18 protein-coding genes are annotated in these 18,589 nt (G+C 68.7%); 10 read left to right on the top strand and 8 right to left on the bottom strand.

All coding sequences use genetic code 11. The features are described from left to right. Positions 1–885: 885 nt before the first annotated feature. Together ASG63_RS07260 and ASG63_RS07265 are read right to left on the bottom strand one after the other, a co-directional pair. The gene (locus ASG63_RS07260; protein ID WP_056213638.1) at positions 886–1,119 is read right to left on the bottom strand and encodes a Flp family type IVb pilin; all 234 of its coding nucleotides are present in this window, start codon (positions 1,117–1,119) and stop codon (positions 886–888) included. Positions 1,120–1,315: 196 nt separating this feature from the next. Further along, positions 1,316–1,621: a DUF3072 domain-containing protein gene (locus ASG63_RS07265; RefSeq protein ID WP_056213641.1), complete on the bottom strand. Its 306-nt coding sequence runs from the start codon at positions 1,619–1,621 to the stop codon at positions 1,316–1,318. A gap of 283 nt (positions 1,622–1,904) precedes the next feature. Between ASG63_RS07265 and ASG63_RS07270 the strand changes: the two genes are divergently transcribed. The 4 genes from ASG63_RS07270 to ASG63_RS07285 all read left to right on the top strand — a co-directional run bounded on the left by ASG63_RS07270 (position 1,905) and on the right by ASG63_RS07285 (position 4,859). Next, the gene (locus ASG63_RS07270) at positions 1,905–2,414 is read left to right on the top strand and encodes a MarR family winged helix-turn-helix transcriptional regulator (protein WP_056213644.1); all 510 of its coding nucleotides are present in this window, start codon (positions 1,905–1,907) and stop codon (positions 2,412–2,414) included. Beyond that, entirely contained in the window at positions 2,414–3,136 is a 723-nt protein-coding gene (locus tag ASG63_RS07275; RefSeq protein ID WP_056213646.1) for a response regulator, read from the top strand. Before ASG63_RS07270 ends, ASG63_RS07275 begins: the two co-directional genes overlap by 1 nt. A 4-nt stretch (positions 3,137–3,140) precedes the next feature. Next, complete coding sequence (locus ASG63_RS07280) at positions 3,141–4,532, top strand: ATP-binding protein (protein ID WP_056213648.1); 1,392 nt, start codon at positions 3,141–3,143, stop codon at positions 4,530–4,532. Positions 4,533–4,664: 132 nt separating this feature from the next. Further along, positions 4,665–4,859: a hypothetical protein gene (locus tag ASG63_RS07285; RefSeq protein ID WP_056213650.1), complete on the top strand. Its 195-nt coding sequence runs from the start codon at positions 4,665–4,667 to the stop codon at positions 4,857–4,859. 82 nt (positions 4,860–4,941) lie between these two features. Here the strand turns inward: ASG63_RS07285 and ASG63_RS07290 are convergent, their stop codons facing one another. Beyond that, positions 4,942–8,085, bottom strand: coding sequence for an efflux RND transporter permease subunit (locus tag ASG63_RS07290; RefSeq protein ID WP_056213652.1), 3,144 nt, complete (start codon positions 8,083–8,085; stop codon positions 4,942–4,944). Positions 8,086–8,097: 12 nt separating this feature from the next. Further along, the gene (locus ASG63_RS07295) at positions 8,098–9,345 is read right to left on the bottom strand and encodes an efflux RND transporter periplasmic adaptor subunit (RefSeq protein WP_056213655.1); all 1,248 of its coding nucleotides are present in this window, start codon (positions 9,343–9,345) and stop codon (positions 8,098–8,100) included. 188 nt (positions 9,346–9,533) lie between these two features. Between ASG63_RS07295 and ASG63_RS25910 the strand changes: the two genes are divergently transcribed. Beyond that, positions 9,534–9,707 (top strand): hypothetical protein, encoded by a 174-nt coding sequence (locus tag ASG63_RS25910; protein WP_181259671.1) that lies wholly within the window; start codon positions 9,534–9,536, stop codon positions 9,705–9,707. Between the two features lie 60 nt (positions 9,708–9,767). On the opposite strand, the gene ASG63_RS07300 is transcribed toward ASG63_RS25910, so the two are convergent. Further along, entirely contained in the window at positions 9,768–10,697 is a 930-nt protein-coding gene (locus ASG63_RS07300; RefSeq protein WP_244479845.1) for a Crp/Fnr family transcriptional regulator, read from the bottom strand. A gap of 284 nt (positions 10,698–10,981) precedes the next feature. Between ASG63_RS07300 and ASG63_RS07305 the strand changes: the two genes are divergently transcribed. Both ASG63_RS07305 and ASG63_RS07310 read left to right on the top strand, forming a co-directional pair. Beyond that, on the top strand, positions 10,982–11,692 hold the full coding sequence (locus ASG63_RS07305; protein ID WP_056213657.1) for a Crp/Fnr family transcriptional regulator: 711 nt from the start codon (positions 10,982–10,984) through the stop codon (positions 11,690–11,692). Between the two features lie 442 nt (positions 11,693–12,134). Then, positions 12,135–12,881: a sigma-70 family RNA polymerase sigma factor gene (locus ASG63_RS07310; RefSeq protein WP_056213659.1), complete on the top strand. Its 747-nt coding sequence runs from the start codon at positions 12,135–12,137 to the stop codon at positions 12,879–12,881. Positions 12,882–12,990: 109 nt separating this feature from the next. On the opposite strand, the gene mgtE is transcribed toward ASG63_RS07310, so the two are convergent. Next, positions 12,991–14,361, bottom strand: coding sequence for a magnesium transporter (gene mgtE, locus ASG63_RS07315; protein WP_056213661.1), 1,371 nt, complete (start codon positions 14,359–14,361; stop codon positions 12,991–12,993). 521 nt (positions 14,362–14,882) lie between these two features. Here mgtE and pqqA (ASG63_RS07320) point away from each other — a divergent pair. Together pqqA (ASG63_RS07320) and pqqA (ASG63_RS07325) are read left to right on the top strand one after the other, a co-directional pair. Beyond that, the gene (gene pqqA / locus ASG63_RS07320; RefSeq protein WP_019902976.1) at positions 14,883–14,972 is read left to right on the top strand and encodes a pyrroloquinoline quinone precursor peptide PqqA; all 90 of its coding nucleotides are present in this window, start codon (positions 14,883–14,885) and stop codon (positions 14,970–14,972) included. Positions 14,973–15,064: 92 nt separating this feature from the next. After that, entirely contained in the window at positions 15,065–15,154 is a 90-nt protein-coding gene (gene pqqA / locus ASG63_RS07325) for a pyrroloquinoline quinone precursor peptide PqqA (RefSeq protein WP_056213663.1), read from the top strand. On the opposite strand, the gene ASG63_RS07330 is transcribed toward pqqA (ASG63_RS07325), so the two are convergent. Then, positions 15,147–16,163, bottom strand: a complete 1,017-nt coding sequence (locus ASG63_RS07330) for a LysR family transcriptional regulator (protein ID WP_082559217.1) — start codon at positions 16,161–16,163, stop codon at positions 15,147–15,149. The two genes, pqqA (ASG63_RS07325) and ASG63_RS07330, sit on opposite strands and share 8 nt — an antisense overlap. Before the next feature lie 102 nt (positions 16,164–16,265). On the opposite strand from ASG63_RS07330, the gene ASG63_RS07335 reads away from it, so the two are divergent. Next, on the top strand, positions 16,266–17,435 hold the full coding sequence (locus tag ASG63_RS07335) for an MFS transporter (protein ID WP_056213665.1): 1,170 nt from the start codon (positions 16,266–16,268) through the stop codon (positions 17,433–17,435). A gap of 22 nt (positions 17,436–17,457) precedes the next feature. Here the strand turns inward: ASG63_RS07335 and dinB are convergent, their stop codons facing one another. Beyond that, positions 17,458–18,546 carry a DNA polymerase IV gene (dinB, locus tag ASG63_RS07340; protein WP_056213667.1) on the bottom strand — a complete coding sequence of 363 codons (1,089 nt, stop codon included), beginning with the start codon at positions 18,544–18,546 and terminating at the stop codon, positions 17,458–17,460. Positions 18,547–18,589: the final 43 nt, after the last annotated feature.

Here is an 18,589-nt window from a genome sequence, read left to right on the forward strand (position 1 = left end):
TGCGCCATCACGCGCAGGCTGCCTAACCTCTCACCCCAGATGGACCAGAGCCTCCGCTCCTGAACACCGCTGAATGTCCCAAATCATCTGACGACGGACAATGACATTGCCCACCAAGAACCCGTCTGAAGCCGGCCGCAGTTCCACGAAATTCTTGTACGTGATGGAAGGATTGGGGCCGGACGACATCGTTGCGCTCCATGTGTCGATTTGTCTATAGTGTGTCTAAGATTTCACAACTTTAGAATCAGTATAGAATTCAACAGCAATACTTCTATAGTTATATATCAATACATGAAAGGTATAAGAACATATTTAATCGGGCTTTGTGAAAGTCGCGCAATTGTGCAATGAGGCCGGCACGGGACGGTGAGGGGCGGAAAGCTCGTTCTCCTGCACTCAGGTGCTTCCCACGAGTCTGTGGAACGGCATGCGAAACTTCACACGCCGTTGCGGCACTTTTTTTAGCGGTTGGATTCGCAGTTGCGGATTGGATTGGTGGCCGCACCTAAGTCGAAGCGTCGGAAGGGTCACGATGGCGCCGGGGTGCCACCCGTTTGCGCGATCGATGCGCGAGGGCCGGTCGCAGCGTCGGCGCCGGGGCGGAGCGAAAGGTCGTCATCGCCGCCGCGACGAAACGGGCCCGGTGGGGCTCGCCGTTCAGCCGAAGCGTGGGCGGCGTTGCGGCACGCGTCCGCCGTCCTGTTCCGCGAAGCGGGGGCGGACGGCGTCCCGGGGACCGCCGGTTTCCGGCCCGGTGTTCTACGTGGAGGCAGCGCCGGGGATCGTTCGGACTGCGGAGCGCTCGCGGACCGAACGCGTCCGAGACTGGGTCACATCCGCCGAATAGTCACGCGGATGCACGGCGACGAAACAGGCTCGGACTCAGGATGACCGGTTGAGGGCAGCGCCGATATAGTTGTACATTGCGGTCGTCTGGTCGGAGAAGTACCGCATCGCGGTCACGATCGCCAGAAAGACCATGGCCATGATCAAGCCGTACTCGAGGGCCGTCGATCCGGACCTGTCTTCGAGGAAGCGGCGGGCCAGGATCTGCAGATCGTGCCGCGCCGGAAATCTCCGCCGACCCCTGGCCTGTTCGCAATCCAGTTCGGTCATGGCCCCAGGGAATCTTTCGCGGACGTCGATCGTGGGAAACGTTACGCGACCTTCCTTGCGGAGGACTTAAACGGATCGTCGAAGTCCGGACTTGAGCCGATGCGACGGGCCGGGCGCGTCAGCCCCCGGTCCGTCTTTCACGCTTGCCCGACCCGACCAGGCCATCGGATCGAGCCGGCCGGCCCCGCGGCGACGGTCAGGCCTTGCCGGATTCCTTGCGCAGGGCATCGATCCGCTGGGATGCCTCGGCCTTGTCGAGATCGGGGTCGAACGCGTCCGGGTCCTTCGCCTCTTCGGACAAGGTCTTGAGGTAGGACGCTTGCGCGCCGGTCATCGGCTCGCCGCCGGTGGTCCACTCGCTCGGATCCTTGATCTGGTTCGAGACGTCCTTCGGATCGGTCTTGGGGTTCTCGTGAGCTTTCGAAGCGTCAGACTTGGACGTGTCGGACTTCGATGAGTCGGACTTGGATGCCTGGGTCTTGTTCGCCTGGGTGCCGGCCATGTTCGGATCCTCTGGTTCACGAAATGTTCTAGTGAACGCAAGGCTCAACGGCGGGTTCCTGCGCCTGCGCCCGATAAGGCCTGTCGTCCCGTGGTCATCTGTCTCACGGGTTCGCGCGGTTCGGACACGTAGGCGGTTCTCGCGATCGTTCCCATTGGGGGAACGGGGCTCGGCGTGCCGTCACGCGTCCTCCGATCGCAGGCTTGACGGGTCGCGTCCGGGCTGGAACATGTCAACAACGCTGACGTACATCGAGGTCGCCCGAGACGTGACTGCCCACGCGATGCGAGATGCCGACGCCGACGCGCCGCTGCCGTCCTCCGGTTCCGGCGATGATCTCATCGAGCTTCTGTTCTTCGCCTACCGGGATTTCGTCGGCGACCCCGACCGCATCCTGGCCCAGTACGGCTTCGGCCGGGCCCATCACCGGGTGCTGCACTTCGTCGACCGCTATCCGGGTCTTACGATCGCCGAACTCCTGGATATCCTGCGCATCACCAAGCAGAGCCTGAACCGGGTGCTGAAGGATTTGATCGAGCAGGGCTACATCGCGCAGAAGACCGGCACCAGCGACCGGCGCCAGCGGCTGCTGTTCTGCACCGCGGCCGGGGCGGACCTCGCCGGCGACCTCATGCGGGTCCAGAGCCGGCGGGTGGCGCGCGCCCTCGCGGCATCGGAGCGCGGCGGCGAGGCTCCCCTCTCCGCCGAGAGCTTCCTCTTCGGCATGATCGAACCCGACGCGCGCGCGGCCGTCCAGCGCCTGATGTCCCGGCGCGCCGGCAAGGCCGCCTGATGGCCACGCCCGGGGCGCGGCCGACCGCCGATCTTCCCGACCATGCGCCGCACGTCCTGGTGGTCGACGACGATCGCCGGGTACGGGAACTGCTGTCGCGTTTCCTCTACGAGCAGGGCTTCCGCGTCACCGCGGCCGGGAACGTGCCCGAGGCCCGCACCAAGGCGCAGTGCTTCGTCTTCGATGCCCTGGTGCTCGATGTGATGATGCCCGGCGAGAGCGGTTTCGACTATGCCCGGGAAGTCCGCCAGACCTCGCGCGTGCCGATCCTGATGCTGACCGCGCGCTCGAATCCCAACGACCGGGTCATGGGCCTGGAGATCGGCGCCGACGACTATCTGCCCAAGCCCTTCGAGCCGCGCGAGCTGATCCTGCGCCTGTCGAACATCATCAAGCGGCGCAACGAGGCCGGCGGCCGTGCCCAGAGCCACGACACCGTGACCTTCGGACCCTTCGCCTACCGGATCGACCGGGGCGAATTGCGCCGCGCGGACGAGCTGATCCGGATCACCGAGCGCGAGCGCGAGATCCTCACCCTCCTGGCCCAGGCCGCCGGCGGCAACGTGGAACGGGAGGCCCTGGCCGGAAGCGGCGGCCTCGCCGCCGAGCGCAGCATCGACGTGCAGATCAACCGCCTGCGCCGGAAGACCGAGGTCGATCCGGCCAATCCCCTGTTCCTGCAGACGGTGCGGGGCGTGGGTTACCGCCTCGCGGTCGACTGAGCCCATGGCCGGCACCGGCTTGCTCCAGCGCACGGCGACCCGCCTCGCTTCCCTGCCCCGGCCACGGCGGATGTGGCGGATCGTCAGCCGCGCCATCGGTGACCTGCTGCCCAAGGGCCTCTATGCCCGATCGCTCATCATCATCATCGCGCCGGTGGTGCTGCTCCAGTCGGTGATCGCCTACACCTTCATGGAGCGCCACTGGCAGCTCGTGACGCGCCGCCTTTCCTCCGCCGTCACCGCCGACGTCGCCGCGCTGATCGACATCTACGAGAGCTACCCGCAGGACAAGGATTCCGAGACCCTCACCCGGATCGCCAACGACCGGCTCAACCTCGACGTCGACATCCTGAAGGGGGCCAAGCTCCCCCCGGCGGGGCCGCGGCCCTTCTTCTCGATCCTGGACGAGGCCCTGTCCGAGGAGATCCGGCGCCAGATCCGCCGGCCCTACTGGATCGACACCGTGGGCCGCTCCAGCCTGATCGAGATCCGGGTCGCGATTCCCGACGGCGTGATGCGCGTCACCGCCCGGCGCAGCATGGCCTACGCCTCGAATTCGCACATCTTCCTCCTGTGGATGAGCGGCTCGTCCCTGGTGCTGCTCGGCGTCGCGATCCTGTTCCTGCGCAACCAGATCAAGCCGATCCTACGGCTGGCCGCCGTCGCCGAGAGCTTCGGCAAGGGCCGTGAGATCGAGTTCCGGCCCCGCGGGGCCCGCGAGGTGCGCCAGGCCGGCCACGCCTTCATCGAGATGAAGCGGCGCATCGAGCGGGCGATGGAGCAGCGCACGACGATGCTCAACGGGGTCAGCCACGACCTGCGCACCATCATCACGCGGTTCAAGCTCTCCCTCGCCCTGGTCGAGCAGACCCCCGAGGTCGAGGACCTGCAGCGCGACGTCGACGAGATGAGCCGCATGCTGGAAGCCTACCTCGCCTTCGCCCGGGGCGATTCGGGCGAGGTGGCGGTGCCCACCGACATGCGCGCGCTCTTGGAGGACCTGCGCACCGACGTCGAGCGCCTCGGCGCCCATGTGGAGGCGGTGGACCTCGAGGACCATCCGCGGCTGACCCTGCGGCCCGACGCCATGCGGCGCTGCCTGTTCAACCTCGCGGCCAACGCGGCCCGCTACGGCGAGACCGTCGCGATCACGGGGCGGCGCGAGGCGAGGGCCTTCCTGGTCTCCATCGACGACGACGGCCCGGGCATCCCGCCCGATCAGCGCGAGGAGGTGTTCAAGCCCTTCGTGCGCCTTGACGATGCGCGCCAGGATGCGGGCGGCTCCGGCCTCGGGCTCTCCATCGCCCGCGACATCGCCCGGGCCCATGGCGGCGACGTCAGCCTGCACGACAGCCCGCTCGGGGGCCTGCGCGCCACGGTGCGGATCCCGGCCTGATCCGGGCTCATCGACCGCAGGAAAGCGTGGCCGATCCAGCTTGGCGCCGGGTGCGGGGCGATGCTATGAGAGGCGCAGCAAACGCCACAGGGACCGGTGAACCGGGTCCGACAGAGGTTGAGAGACCCGCCCATGAACAGCCCGCTGACCCCCCTCCTGATCCTCCTGCTCCTGCCGATCACCGCCATCTGCGCCGTGCTCTACACGGATGCGGGCATCGAGCCGGCGCTGTTCTACGCCACCGTGAAGACCTTCGTGGTGCTCTTCATCGTCGCCGGCGGCCTCTGTTTCGCCGCGAGCCGCCTGGCCGCCCGCAGCGAGGGCTGAGCGCGCGCGAGCCCAGGACCGCCGACGAAAAGGCCCGGACCGAAAGGTCCGGGCCTTTTCGTTTCGCCCCCCTGCTGGCGGCCTATTCGGCCGCGATGCGCGGCGGCAGGATCGGCTTCGGGTCGTTGGCCGAATGGGTCGGCGGCCGCGCGAACGCGCCCTCCGTCGGCTCGTCCACGCGTCCGACGAAGCGGCCGAAGACCCGCACGAAGAGGCGCGACAGGTCGTCCACCAGGACGAAGATCGCCGGCACGAAGACCAGCGACAGGCCCGTGGAGACGATCAGGCCGCCGATGACCGCGATCGCCATGGGCGCGCGGAACTCGCCGCCGATGCCGAGCGCCATGGCGGAGGGCACCATGCCGGCCGCCATGGCGATGGTGGTCATCACGATCGGCCGGGCGCGCTTGCGGCCGGCATCGATGATCGCGGTGGCACGGTCGACGCCGCGGGCCATCTCCTCGACGGCGAAATCCACCAGCATGATGGCGTTCTTGGTCACGACGCCCATCAGCATGAGGATGCCGATCACCACCGGCATCGAGATCGGCTTGTTGAAGATCAGGAGGCCGAGGATCGCGCCGCCGATGGAGAGCGGCAGCGAGAACAGGATGGTCAGCGGCTGCAGAAAGTTCCCGAACAGCAGCACCAGCACGCCGAACACCATCATCAGGCCGGCGCCCATGGCGAGGGCGAAGCCCTCGAAGACCTCGCCCATCACCTCGGCGTCGCCCGTCTGGCGAATGGTGACGCCGGGCGGGAGGTCCTTGGCGGTGGGCAGGGCGAGGACGGCGCCGATCAGGGCGCCGAGGGCGTCCGAGCCCTCCATGTCGGCCTCCAGGGCGACCCGGATGGCCCGGTCGTAGCGGTCGATGGCTGTGGGGCCGCGCCCGAGGCTGAGATCGGCCACGGTGGAGAGCGGCACGGCCGCGCCGCCCTTGACCGGGACCTTCAGGGTTTCGAGCTGCGAGAGGTCGCCGCGCAGGCGCTCCGGCAGCTGCACCCGGATCGGCACTTGGCGGTCGATGGTGTTGAACTTGGCCAGATTCGCGCCGATGTCGCCGATCGTGCCGACCCGCACGGTCTCGGCGATGAGGTCGGTGGTGACGCCGAGATCGGCCGCGACCCCGGCCTTCGGGCGGATGCGGATCTCGGTGCGGTCCAAGGGGGCCGTCGAGAGCACGTTGACCAGGTGGGGTACGCCCGCGGCCTCGCGCTGGAGCTTGGCCGCCGTCTCCGCCACCACCGCCTTGTCGGGGCCGGACACGATCAGGGTCACGTCGCGCTGGCCGCCCTCGCGCAGGGCCCAGAATCGGATGTCGGGCACGTCGTGCAGGATCGCCCGGATGGCGATGTCCACCTGCTTCTGGGTGCGATGGCGGGTGTTCTTCGGCGTGAGATTGATGGTGAAGGTCGCGAGCCGGACTTCCTTCTTCCCGGGGAGCTGCCGGCCGCCGTCGACGAAGACGCTGCGCACCTCCGGCAGGGCGCGGATGCGCTCCACGAGGGCGTCCGTCACCTGCGTGGTGTCGGCGAGGCGAGCCCCCGGCGGCAGTTCCACCACGAAGATGGTGCGGGCGGCGTCCTCCGCGGGGAGAAAGCCTGCCGGCAGCAGCCCGGTGGACAGGATCGACCCGGCGAAGCAGGCGAGCCCGAGCACCAGGGTGATGAACTTGTGGCGCACCGACCAGGCGACCACGCGGGTGTAGCCTCGCATCACCGGGCCCTCGCGGGTGTGATCGGGGCCGTGATCGCGCAGGAAATAGGCGGCGAGCAGGGGCGTGATCAGGCGGGCCACCAGGAGCGACATGAACACCGCCGCCGCGATGGTGAGCCCGAACTGCTTGAAGTACTGCCCGGCGATGCCGCTCATGAAGGAGACGGGGGCGAAGATCGCCATGATCGTCGCCGTGATGGCGATGACGGCGAGGCCGATCTCGTCGGCGGCCTCCAGGGCGGCGCGGTAGGGGGATTTCCCCATGCGCATGTGCCGAACGATGTTCTCGATCTCCACGATGGCGTCGTCGACGAGGATGCCGGTGACCAGCGTGATGGCGAGCAGGCTGACGGCGTTCAGGGAGAAGCCGAGGCTGCTCATCACCCAGAAGGTCGGCAGCACCGAGAGCGGCAGGGCGATCGAGGCGATCAGGGTGGCACGCCAGTCCCGCAGGAACAGGAAGACCACGACGACCGCCAGGGCGGCCCCCTCCACGAGGGACAGCATCGCCGAGTGGTAATTGCCCACCGTGTTGGTGACCGAGGTGTCGATCAGGTCGAAGCGCACACCGGGATGGCGGGTGCCGAGTTCGGCGATGCGCTTGGCGACGCCGACGGCGACCTCCGCGTCGCTGGCACCGGTGGAGCGCGAGATCGCGAAGGCCACCACGGGCTCGCCGTTGAAGCGCGCGAAGGTGCGCGGCTCCTCCGAGCCGTCCACCAGGGTGGCGAGTTCGTCGAGGCGGACCTTGCGCCCGCCGGGGACGACGATCGAGGTTTCCGCCAGGGTGTCGAGGCTGGCCGCCCCGGCCAGGGTCCGGATGGACTGCTCCTGCCCGCCGAGTTCGCCGCGCCCGCCCGCCATGTCGGCGGCGGTCAGGCGCAGCTGCCGGTTCACGTCGGCGGCCGTGATCCCCAGCGCCAGCAAGCGGTCGGGCTTGAGGGTCACGCGGACCTCGCGGGCGACGCCGCCGAGGCGCTCGACGCCCCCGACGCCCTTCACGCTCTGCACCTGCCGGGCGATGACGTCGTCGATGAGCCATGACAGGTCTTCCGGCGTCATCGCGGGCGCCGAGGCGCCGTAGATCATGATCGGCAGGCCCGCGATCTCGACGCGGTTGATGATCGGCTCCTCGATGGTGCGGGGCAGGTTCACCCGCACTTTCGAGATGGCATCCTTGACGTCGTTGACCGCCCGGTCGCTGTTCACCTCCAGGCGAAATTCGATCGTGGTGCTGGAGACGCCCTCGGAGATCGTCGAGATGACGTGCTTGACGCCCTTCACCCCCGCCACCGCATCCTCGACGACCTTGGTCACCTGGGTCTGCAGCTCCGAGGGCGCGGCCCCGGATTGCAGCACCTGGACGGAGACGATGGGGATGTCGATGTTCGGAAAGCGCGTGATCGGCAGCGCGCGGAAGCTGACCAGTCCGAGGACCACCAGCACCAGGAAGAGGACGAGGGAGGGGATCGGCTTGCGGATCGCCCAGGCCGAGATGTTCAGGCGCATGGGATCGTCCGATCAGCGGGAGGCGGCATCGGCCGCCGGAGGCGTCGCGGCCTCGGCCGCCTTGATGGGGGGAACCACGGGCCGGACGCGATCGCCGTCGCGCAGGAAGCTGCTGGCACGGGCCACCACCACCTCGCCCGCCTTCACGCCGGAGCGAACCTCCAGAACGCCGTCGGCGGCGAGGCCGGGCACGATCCGGCGGGCCTCGACGCGGTCGCCGGCGACGATGAAGACGCTCGCGCCGCCATCGGCGCCGTAGAGCACCGCCGAGAGCGGCACCGCGACGCCGGTGCGGCGTGCGACCTCGACCTTGCCGCGGGCGAAGGCGCCGATGCGCAGGCTCGGATCGGGATCGAGGCCGATGCGGATGCGTCCGAGGCGCGTCGTACGATCGATCTCCGGATCGATGCGCCGCACCCGCCCCTTCAGGGTCCGCCCCTCGTCCCAGTCCAGGCGGGCCGGATCACCAACGTGGAGCCGCGGCATCCATACCTCCGGCACCTCGCCCTCGAGTTCGATCTCGCCCCGGGCGATCAGGCGGAACATCGGCTCCCCGGCGGCGGTCGCGGTGGCCCCCACCCGGGCGGTGCGCCGGCTGACGATCCCCGCCTCGGGGGCGCGGATCTCGGTTCGGGCACGCCGCAACGCGATCTCGGCGCCCTGGGCCCGCGCGGTGGCCAGATCGGCCTCGGCCAGCTGAAGTCCGCCCCGGGCGGCCGCGAGCCGGCCCTCGTTGCCCTGGGCGGCGGAGACGCGCTGCTCCAGGGTCACGGCCGTGGCATTGCCGGTGCGGATCAGGCTGCGCGTGCGCTCGAGGGCAAGGTTCGCCTCGACCTGGGCCGCCTCGGCCTGCACGATCTGGCTCCGGGCCTGGATGATCGCGGCCTGAGCCTTGGCGATGCCGGCGGCGTTGGCCGCCTCCTGGGTCACGATCATCTCGAGGGAGAGCCGCGCCAGGGGCTGGCCCCGGGCGACTCCGGCGCCCTCCTCCACCAGCAGGTCGGTGATGCGAAGGCCCTCGATCTCGGGCGCCACCAGGATCTCGTCGCGGGGCACCAGCGTGCCGGTCACGACAGCGAACTCCACGATCTCGCGGGCGACGGCCGATGCCACCGTCACGGCGGGTGCGACGGCGGCCGGATCGGGAACCGCCGCCGGCTCCGCGGCGCGGGCGACGGGGGCGAGCGACGCGGCGCCGGCCAGCACCGCGAGGGCGAAACGAAACCGGTGTCCGAACGGCACGGGCCGAGGGGGGCGCATGGCAGGGCACTCGACGCGGGTGGGAAGTACGGGCTTGCGGGGCGAGACCGGCAAATTCATGGCACACCTCTCGGGCGATGTCCGGGTCGCCGGGACATCGACCCCGCTCGGTGCGAGGATCGGCAACATTTTGCCAGCCGTCACGTTAGGACAATCATAGACCTTTTCCGGTCGAGGGTTAACGAACCATGAGCATCTTCGAGGTCCGTCAGCAGTCGAATGGCGCCGTTCTCTGGACCGGCAGCGCGCTCGACGAAGTGTCCGCTCTCGACGCGATGGCGCGCGAAGCCGGTTACATCGACTTTCAGGCGCTTCCCGAGGAGATCCGCGCGGCTCACCCGGTCGCCCGTCCGATCGCGTAAGGCGTTTCGGGGCCTGTTTGGCGAGAGATCCTCGACCCGGGTCGCCGACCGGCATGCGCCCTAGCGGGACGTCATGGGATCCAGCGACAGGTAACGGGGATCGAAGCCGGCCAGGCTCGTCAGCCGCTGGACGTTCCGGATCGTCAGGATGCGCGAGCGCAGCTCGATCAACCCCTGGCGCTTCAGATCCTGAAGCGTGCGATTGACGTGCACGCTCGCGAGGCCGGTCGCATCCGCCAGATCGAGCTGGGACATCGGAAGATCGTAGCCGTCGCCCCGCGCCAGTCCGACGGCCCGCAGGCGCATCAGCAATTCGAGAAACAGATGTGCGATCCGCTCAATGGCCGAGCGGGAGCCGAGATTCACGATCCACTCGCGCAGGATCGCGTCGTCCACGAGGTTCGCCCGACGCAGGGTCGTGACCAGCGTGGCCTGCTCCCGGACGAGGTTCCCGAGGGGCGCGAAACCCATGCGCGTGAAGCGGCAGGCCGAAAGGCTCGTGATCGCGTGGTCCCGGCGGTCGAGCAGGCCGGTATCGAGGTCGCAGAAATCACCCGGGACCAGATAGGCGAGGATCTGCCGGGTTCCGTTGGCCCGCAGCTTGCACCGGCAGGCCATGCCTTCGAGGAGCACATGGACGCCGTCGGGACGCTCACCCTCCCGCACGATCTCCATGCGCGGTCCGACGAACGTGATGGCTCCACAGAGCCGCGTCAGGATCGCGCGATCTTCGGTCGATACCGGCCCGAACCGCTCCAGCTTCCGGATCAGCGGAATCATCACATCGTCGTCATCGTGCAGGGTTAGGCGATGCGGCAAATCCGGATCGGAGTGCGACGCCGTCATCGACACCGCTCCGGTGCCTGTCGCCGCGCGCGATCGCACCCTCTCGCGTTCACCCAACCCGTCACGGTGTCGTACCCCTCCCCCGACCGAGTCCGGGCTGCTCCGCCTGCGCGTTGACCAACCGAGCCGTGCTCGCAGGATCATCGGCCGAGAACGGCCGAACCCTTGCGTCACTACGGCCAGGACCCTCGGTTCGTTGCGATATTCCCCGAACCGCAGCGTTCATAAATCCCAAAGAAGCATGTCGGACAGGGCACGACGCCTTTGGTGTTGTGCCCGACATTGGAGGAATGTCGTCTACCCGACAGATCTCCTGGCGGGCTTGCCTTTGTCTCGCATCGTACAGATAGTCGCAAAATCGCTTGTATATATTCCTGAATATGGGTCCGTGAGAGACTATTTGTGCTCTTGCCCCAAGGGACAGGCCCGTGTCGCTGCTAGAGCAATCTGCCGTCCGTAACCGCTTGCTCAAACGTCTCTCGCCAGGTGACTATCGGTTGCTTCAGCCGCACCTGCGCGCGATGACGACGGAGCTGCGCCAAGGCCTGATTTATCCGCATCGACCGATTCAGGACCTCTACTTCCCGGAGGCCGGCTACGCGTCGATCACGACCTCCGGGACGAGCAGGGTCGAGGTGGGCATCATCGGGCCCGAGGGCGTGGTCGGTGCCGCACCGGTGCTGCTGGGGAGTGACCGCACGCCCTACGACCACTTCGTCCAGAACGCGGGCGAGATGCTGGCCATCGACGCCGCCGTGCTGATGGCCGCCACCGAGGAGAGCCTCACCCTGCGCAACCTGCTGCTGCGGTTCGTCCAGACCCTCCTGGTCCAGACGGCGCAGACCGCGTTCGCCAACGCGAGCTACAACATCGAGGTCCGGCTCGCCCGCTGGCTGCTCATGTGCCACGACCGGGTCATCGGCGACGAGCTCACCGTGACCCATGACTTCCTGTCCTTCATGCTCGGCGTCCAGCGCACGACGGTGACCCTCGCCCTGCAGCTCCTAGAGGGCAACCGCCTGATCAAGGCACGTCGCGGGCGGATCGGGGTTCTCGACCGGACCGGCCTGCTGGCCGTGGCGGGGGGCAGTTACGGCGTACCCGAAGCCGAATATCTCCGCCTGATCGAGCGCGCCTGACCCGGAGGGGGGCCTGTCGAATGCCGCGACGCACCGGGGCGCCTGCACCGTCGATCAGGCCAGGTCCGGCTTCGGCCGATGGACGCGTGACATCGCCCTGTCGCGGACGCTCGGCAGTGAACACTTGCTCTCCTGCAGGGTTGAAGAACGACGCATCACGCGTTCCTCCCGGGACTCGCCTCCCAGGACACGCCTCCCAGGACTCGGCCCGCCCGGCAATGGCCGTGGCGGGCTCTTTGCGTCTCGCTATCATGTATCTTCTCGAGAAGACTTTTGCCGGGTTGTCTCTCGATCCAGACGTAAACGTACGATTTCGCGCATAAATCTTTGAAGGTCTTCCCATTAACCTGTGTTGATGCGGATAAATCTCTCGTTTTGCACACTCGGGCGGACTGAGGGGGATCGGGCTCATGCCCTTCCCGGCCGAATGAGAAGTGACTGGATGACATCGCAATCTGGATCCGATGCGTCGACCCGCCTCCGTCCCGAGAACGCTCCCCCGCTGGCGCCGTCGATCCGACGAACCCTCGGGCAGCACCTGCGCGATGCCTATGCCTCCCTCGATGACGACCCGCCCGACCGGTTCGCCGTGCTGCTCGCCCGTCTCGAGGCGGTGCTCGCCGCCCGCGGCGAGACTCTCACGGCCGAGGTCCGCCAGGGGCTCCGGGACCATGCGCCGGGGCTGCGCAAATACGCCCTCTCGTTGACCCGCGACGCCGCGCGCGCCGACGATCTGGTCCAGGACACGATGCTGCGAGCCTGGATGTACCGCGAGAGCTTCACGCCGGGCACCAACGTGTGCGGCTGGCTCACCATCATCATGCGCAACACGTTCTATTCCGGCCAGCGCAAGCGCGTGCACGAGGTCGAGGACAGCGACGGCAGCTACGCGGCGCAGCTGGTGACCCTGCCGGCGCAGGGCGCCGTCCTCGACCTGGAGGACGTCAACGCTGCCATCGGGCGGCTCTCCACGACCCTGCGCCAGGCCCTGACGCTGGTGGCCATCGACAACATGACCTACGACGAGGCCGCCAGGGTAATGGGCTGCAAGATCGGCACCGTGAAGAGCCGCGTCTGGCGGGCCCGCGAGAGTCTCGCCGCCCTCGTCGGCTACTCCGCCCACGAGATCGGGCCGGACCGCCTCGCCACCTCCGTGCTCAGCGACCTGAGCCTCCGGCCTCGGGCCTGAAGCGGCCTTCGAGTCTGTCAGGTTCATTCGGAACCAGACAGACTCCGGATTCCTTTCTCGTCCGTTTGTCTTTCCGGGAAAACCGGTTTCCACGTATCCCTGACAAACTCTACAGCAGCGTTCCGCGCAGGATCAGCATCGCCACCGAGAAGTAGATGACGAGGCCCGTGACGTCGACGAGGGTGGCGACGAAGGGTGCCGAGGCGGTGGCGGGATCGAAGCCGAGGCGCTGCAGCAGGAACGGCAGCATCGAGCCGGTGAGCGAGCCGAAGGTGACGATGCCGATAAGGGCCGCCCCCACGGTCGCTGCCACCAGCATCCAGTGCTCGCCGTAGTCGTAGAGGCCGGTCTTCTGCCAGACCACGATGCGGACGATGCCGATCGCGCCGAGGATCGTGCCGAGCACGAGGCCGGTGGGCACCTCGCGAAGGGCCACCCGCCACCAGTCGCGCAGGCGCACCTCGTGCAGGGCCAGGGCGCGGATGAGCAGCGAGGTGGCCTGGCTGCCGGAATTGCCGCCCGAGCTCATGATCAGCGGGATGAACAGGGTCAGCACGATGGCCTTTTCGAGCTCGCCCTCGAAGCCCTGCATGGCGGTGGCCGTCATCATCTCGCCGAGGAAGAGCGCGCAGAGCCAGCCCGCCCGCTTCCGGATCATCGTGCCGAAGCCGATGTCCATGTAGGGCTCGGGCAGGGCTTCCATGCCGCCGAAGCGCTGCACGTCCTGGGTCTGCTTCTCGACCATCGCGTCGATCATGTCGTCCACCGTGACGATGCCGATGACGTGCCCGACCGCGTCGATGACGGGGAGCGCCAGGAGGTCGTAGCGCGAGATCAGACGGGCGGCCTCCTCGCGGCTGGCCGTGGGCGAGACCGCCAGCGGACGTCGGTTCGGGGCCACCGAGAGCACGTTGTCGCCCGGTTTGCCCGAGATCAGCCGACGCAGGGGCACCGCCTTGGTCAGGGCTCGGGTGCGCGGGTCGAGGACGAAGATCGCGTAGATGGTCTCGCGGGTCTTCTCGACCTGGCGGACGTGGTCGAGGGTCTGCTGCACCGTCCAGTTGCCCGGCACGGCGACGAATTCCGTGGTCATCAGCGAGCCGACGGTCTCCTCGCCGTAGGTGCTCAGCCGGTCGACGGCCCCGCGGGTCTCGGCGTCGAGACGGGCGCGCAGGTCCGAGCGGCCGGGCTCCTCGATTTCGCGAAACAGGTCGGTGATGCGGTCGGCCGACATGCCCGACAGGTAGGAGGCGACCCGGTCGCGCGGCAGCATCTCGATGATGTCGGCGGCGCAGTCGAGCTCGGGCTGATCGAGCACCTCGATCGCCCGCTCCACGGGCAGGCCCAGCAGGATGGCGGCGGCGACCTCGGGCGCCTCGTCGTTGAGCGCCTCGACGATGTCGGGCGCGCGCTCATCCGACAGGCGAGCGGCGAGCACGGCCGGATCGATGCCGGTCGGGAAGGAAGCGATCTCGTTCATGGGCTCACCTCGCAGGGCGCGCGATCCGGCCGTGAGGGGCCGTCCCGCGCCGGGCCGCCCGGGCCCGGTCAGCGGGGCGTCAGGCGAAGGAAGCGGAGGCGGCCGCGCACGGCGCGGGCGATCGGTCTGGATTGTCGCTGGGCATCGGAATCGTCGAGAGGGAGCCGAAGCGCGCGCCGCGCGGTGAGTCGTGACCCCCGCGCAGGCCCGTTCGGCGGCGCGTCAGTGCGCCTCCCCTCCCCGGGGCGTCAAGCCGAAACCGGCCTCGGCCGGATCTTTCCTCCGCACCCGTTGCGCCCCTGCCGTCCGGTCCGGGGCCGACCCATCGCAGACCTCTTCGCACGGGCGAGGTGCCGGCATCATATCTCCGGTGTCCGGAGTGCCGGGCCGAAAGCGCGGCAACGCTCGGGCGCAGGATGGGAACTTTCCCGCGATCCTATGAGAAATATAAGTGTAGCGTCCACTTGTATTGTGCCCAACACAACGGCATATCAGGGACGTCGAACACGAAGGAGTTTCTCATGAAGTGGTCCGCCCCCGTCGTCCAGGAAGTCTGCGTCGGCATGGAAGTCACCAGCTACGAGTCCGCCGAGATCGATCCCTTCAACTAAGGCGCGGCCTTTCGAGGCTGTTTCTCGTCGAAGAGTGGATCGAACCCATCCGGGTTCGGCTTTCATACCCCAAACCAACCAGGAGAGATGTCATGAAGTGGTCTGCCCCCATCGTCCAGGAAGTCTGCGTCGGCATGGAAGTGACGAGCTACGAGTCCGCCGAGATCGATCCCTTCAACTAAGGGCGATCGCGGGTCCCGCCCGCGGGACCGGCTGATCCGAGGGGGCGCTGTCCGAAAGGGTGGCGCCCCTTTCGTTTGGTCTGAGAGTGTCGGGCGGCGGTGATTCCCTCGGCGAGCGCAGCGCCTCCGCCAGGAAGTCGATCAGCACCCGGACGCGCGCCGGCATCGACGGGCCGCCGACGAAGACCGCATGGATGGCCTCGCGGTCCTGCGGATTGTAGCGCTCCAGCAGCGGCACGAGGCGCCCGCTCGCCAGTTCGTCGGCGATGTGGAAGCGCCCGACACGGGTGATGCCCATGCCGCCGAGGGCGAGTTGGACCAGCGTCTCGCCGTTGTTGGCGGACATGGAGCCGGAGACCGCCAGGAGGTAATCGCGTCCCTCCTCCCGGAACGGCCACCCGGGCTCGGCGCGGCGGAAGTTGAAGTCGAGGCAGTTGTGTCGGGCGAGATCCGCGGGGATCTCCGGCGTTCCGACCCGCGCCAGATAGGCGGGCGAGGCCACGACCGTCCGGCCCGTGTCGCCGAGGCGGCGCGCGGTGAGCGGGCTGTCCGGTAAAGTCCCGAAGCGGATCGCCACATCGGCCCGTCCGCCGAGGATGTCGGCGACCTGGTCGCTGAGGTCGATGTCGACGCTGATGCCGGGATGGCGCGTCACGAATTCCGCCAGCAACGGCACGATCACCAGACGCCCATGGGCGGAGGCGGTGCTGATCCGGACCCGACCGCGGGGGGAGGCCTGGTCGGCGATCGCGCTCTCGCTCTCGGCGATATCGGCGAGGATGCGGCGCGCGGCACGGGCATAGCTCTCGCCCTCGGCGGTGAGGCGCAGCGTCCGGGTGGTCCGCACGATCAGCTGCACGCCGAGGCGTGCTTCCAGGCGGGCGACGATGCGGCTGACGGCGGAGGCGGTCAGCCCCAGCCCGCGGGCCGCCGCGGACAGGCTGCCGTCTTGCGCAATGGCGAGGAAGGCCGCCATCTCCCCCGTCCGGTCGATTCGGTCTCGCGGCATTCGTGGTCCTGAGGCACAGATGTCGGTCCGGAGATCGGGCTACCGCCCGTTGTCGCGCTGCATCATGTGCCTGTCGGGAACAATGACCGAGAGGCAACCCCCATGACAATCCATCCTGCCCTGCTGGCGCTGAGCATCGGAGCCTTCGGGATCGGCGTCACCGAATTCTCGCCGATGGGCATGCTGCCGCTGATCGCGAACGATCTCGGCGTCTCGATCCCGGCCGCCGGCCTGCTGGTCAGCGCCTATGCGCTCGGCGTCCTGATCGGCGCCCCGCTGATGACCCTCGCCTTCGCGCGGGTGCCGCGCCGGGCGCTTCTCGTGGGCCTGATGGGCATCTTCACGGTGGGCAGCGTGATTTCGGCCCTCGCCGACGGTTACGCGATGCTGCTCGCGGCACGGATCGTCACGGCCTTCAACCACGGCGCCTTCTTCGGGATCGGATCGGTGGTGGCCGCCAGCCTCGTACGGCCCGAGCGGCGTGCGGCCGCCGTGGCCGCGATGTTCTCCAGCCTGACCATCGCGACGATCGGCGGCGTGCCCCCCGCCGCCTGGGTGGGGGAGGCGCTGGGCTGGCGCGCGGCCTTCTGGGGCATCGCCGGCATCGGCGCCGTCGCGATGCTGTCGCTGCGGCTGGCCCTGCCGCCCCTGCCCGTGGACGGCGCCCCCGACATCCGCGCGGAGCTGCGCGTCGTGGCGCGGCCGGCCGTCCTCGGCGCCCTCGCGCTCACGGTCCTCGGGTCGAGCGCCATGTTCACGGTCTTCACCTACATCGTCCCGATCCTGCGCATCGAGACGGGGGCGGACGCCTCCTTCGTCACGGCCATGCTGGTGGTCTACGGCGTCGGCCTGACCCTCGGGAACTGGGCCGGCGGACGCCTGGCCGACCGCACGGTGGACGGAACCATCATCGCCTCCCTGGTGGCCCTGGTTCTGCTGCTCGGGGTGTTCGCCGTCGGGATGGACTCGCGCTGGGTCGCCGCTCCGCTCATCCTGCTCTGGGGCGTCGCGAGCTTCGCCCTGGTGCCGCCCCTACAGATGCGGGTGATGGCGGAGGCCGGCGAGGCGCCCAACCTCGCCTCGGCCCTGAACATCGGCGCGTTCAACCTCGGCAACGCCATCGGTGCGGCCCTCGGCGGCCTCGTGATCGACCTCGGCGGAGGCTATCCGGCGGTCTCGGTGGCGGGGTCAGCAATGGCGGCGGTCGGCCTCGCTTTCCTCCTCGTTCTGCGGCGCAGCCGGCGCGTCGCCGGCGTGGCGGCGTGTCCCTGACGCCGGGGAACCGGGCGCGCCTCTACAATCCGAGGCCGAGCTGGCGCGGCTCGGGCGCGGGGCCGTGTTCCAGGGCGGAGAGGGAGACGCCGAGGAGGCGGACGCTGCGCCGCAGGGGGAACAGGTCGCGCAGGAGGACCAGAACGGTTTCCTCCAGGACGGCGCGGTCCGGGACGAAGCCGGGCAGCGAGCGGGCCCGGGTGATCTGCTCGAAATCCGCGAACTTCACCTTGAGCGTCACCGTGCGGGCCCGGACCTCCCTCGCGGTGGCGGCGCCCCAGACCTTGTCGAGGATCGGCGCCAGGCGCCCCGCGAGCACCCCGTAATCGGCAGAGTCCTCCGAGAAGGTGTTTTCGGCGCCGATGGATTTCCGAATCCGGTTCGCCCGGACCGGACGGACGTCGATGCCCCGCGACACCCCATAATAGTAGGGCGCCGAGGCGCCGAACCGCTTCGTCAGGGTCTCCAGGCTGAGGGCGCGCAGGTCGCGTCCGGTCAGGATGCCGAGCGCCTTCATCCGCGCTTCGGTGACGGGGCCGATCCCGTGGAAGCGCCCGATCGGCAGGTCCTCGACGAAGGCCGGCCCCATGGCGGGGGTGATCACGAACAGGGCGTCGGGCTTGCGGAAGTCGGACGCCACCTTGGCCAGGAACTTGTTGTAGGAGACGCCCGCCGAGGCCACGAGGCCGGTCTGCGCGCGGATCGAGGCCCGGATCGCGCGGGCCACCGCGGTGGCGGTCGGCAGACGCTGCCGATTCTCCGTCACGTCGAGATAGGCCTCGTCGAGGGCGACGGGCTCGATCAGGTCGGTATGCTCGGCGAAGACCGCCCGGATTTGCTCCGAGATCCCCCGGTAGACCTCGAAGCGCGGCTTGACGAAGACCAGGTCGGGGCAGAGCCGGCGCGCCGTGACGGAGGGCATGGCCGAGCGGACGCCGAAGGCCCGCGCCTCGTAGCTCGCCGCCGCCACCACGCCGCGCTCGCGCGATCCGCCCACCGCGACCGGGCGGCCCCGCAACGCCGGGTCGTCGCGCTGCTCCACCGAGGCGTAGAAGGCGTCCATGTCGATATGGATGATCTTGCGGATCGCGCCCGCGTCGTCCGGGTCCATCGCGGACGTTCCTCCGATCGTTCTGTCGCTGGTGTTCGTGGTC

The organism is Methylobacterium sp. Leaf94 (assembly GCF_001426045.1).
Taxonomy (GTDB): domain Bacteria; phylum Pseudomonadota; class Alphaproteobacteria; order Rhizobiales; family Beijerinckiaceae; genus Methylobacterium.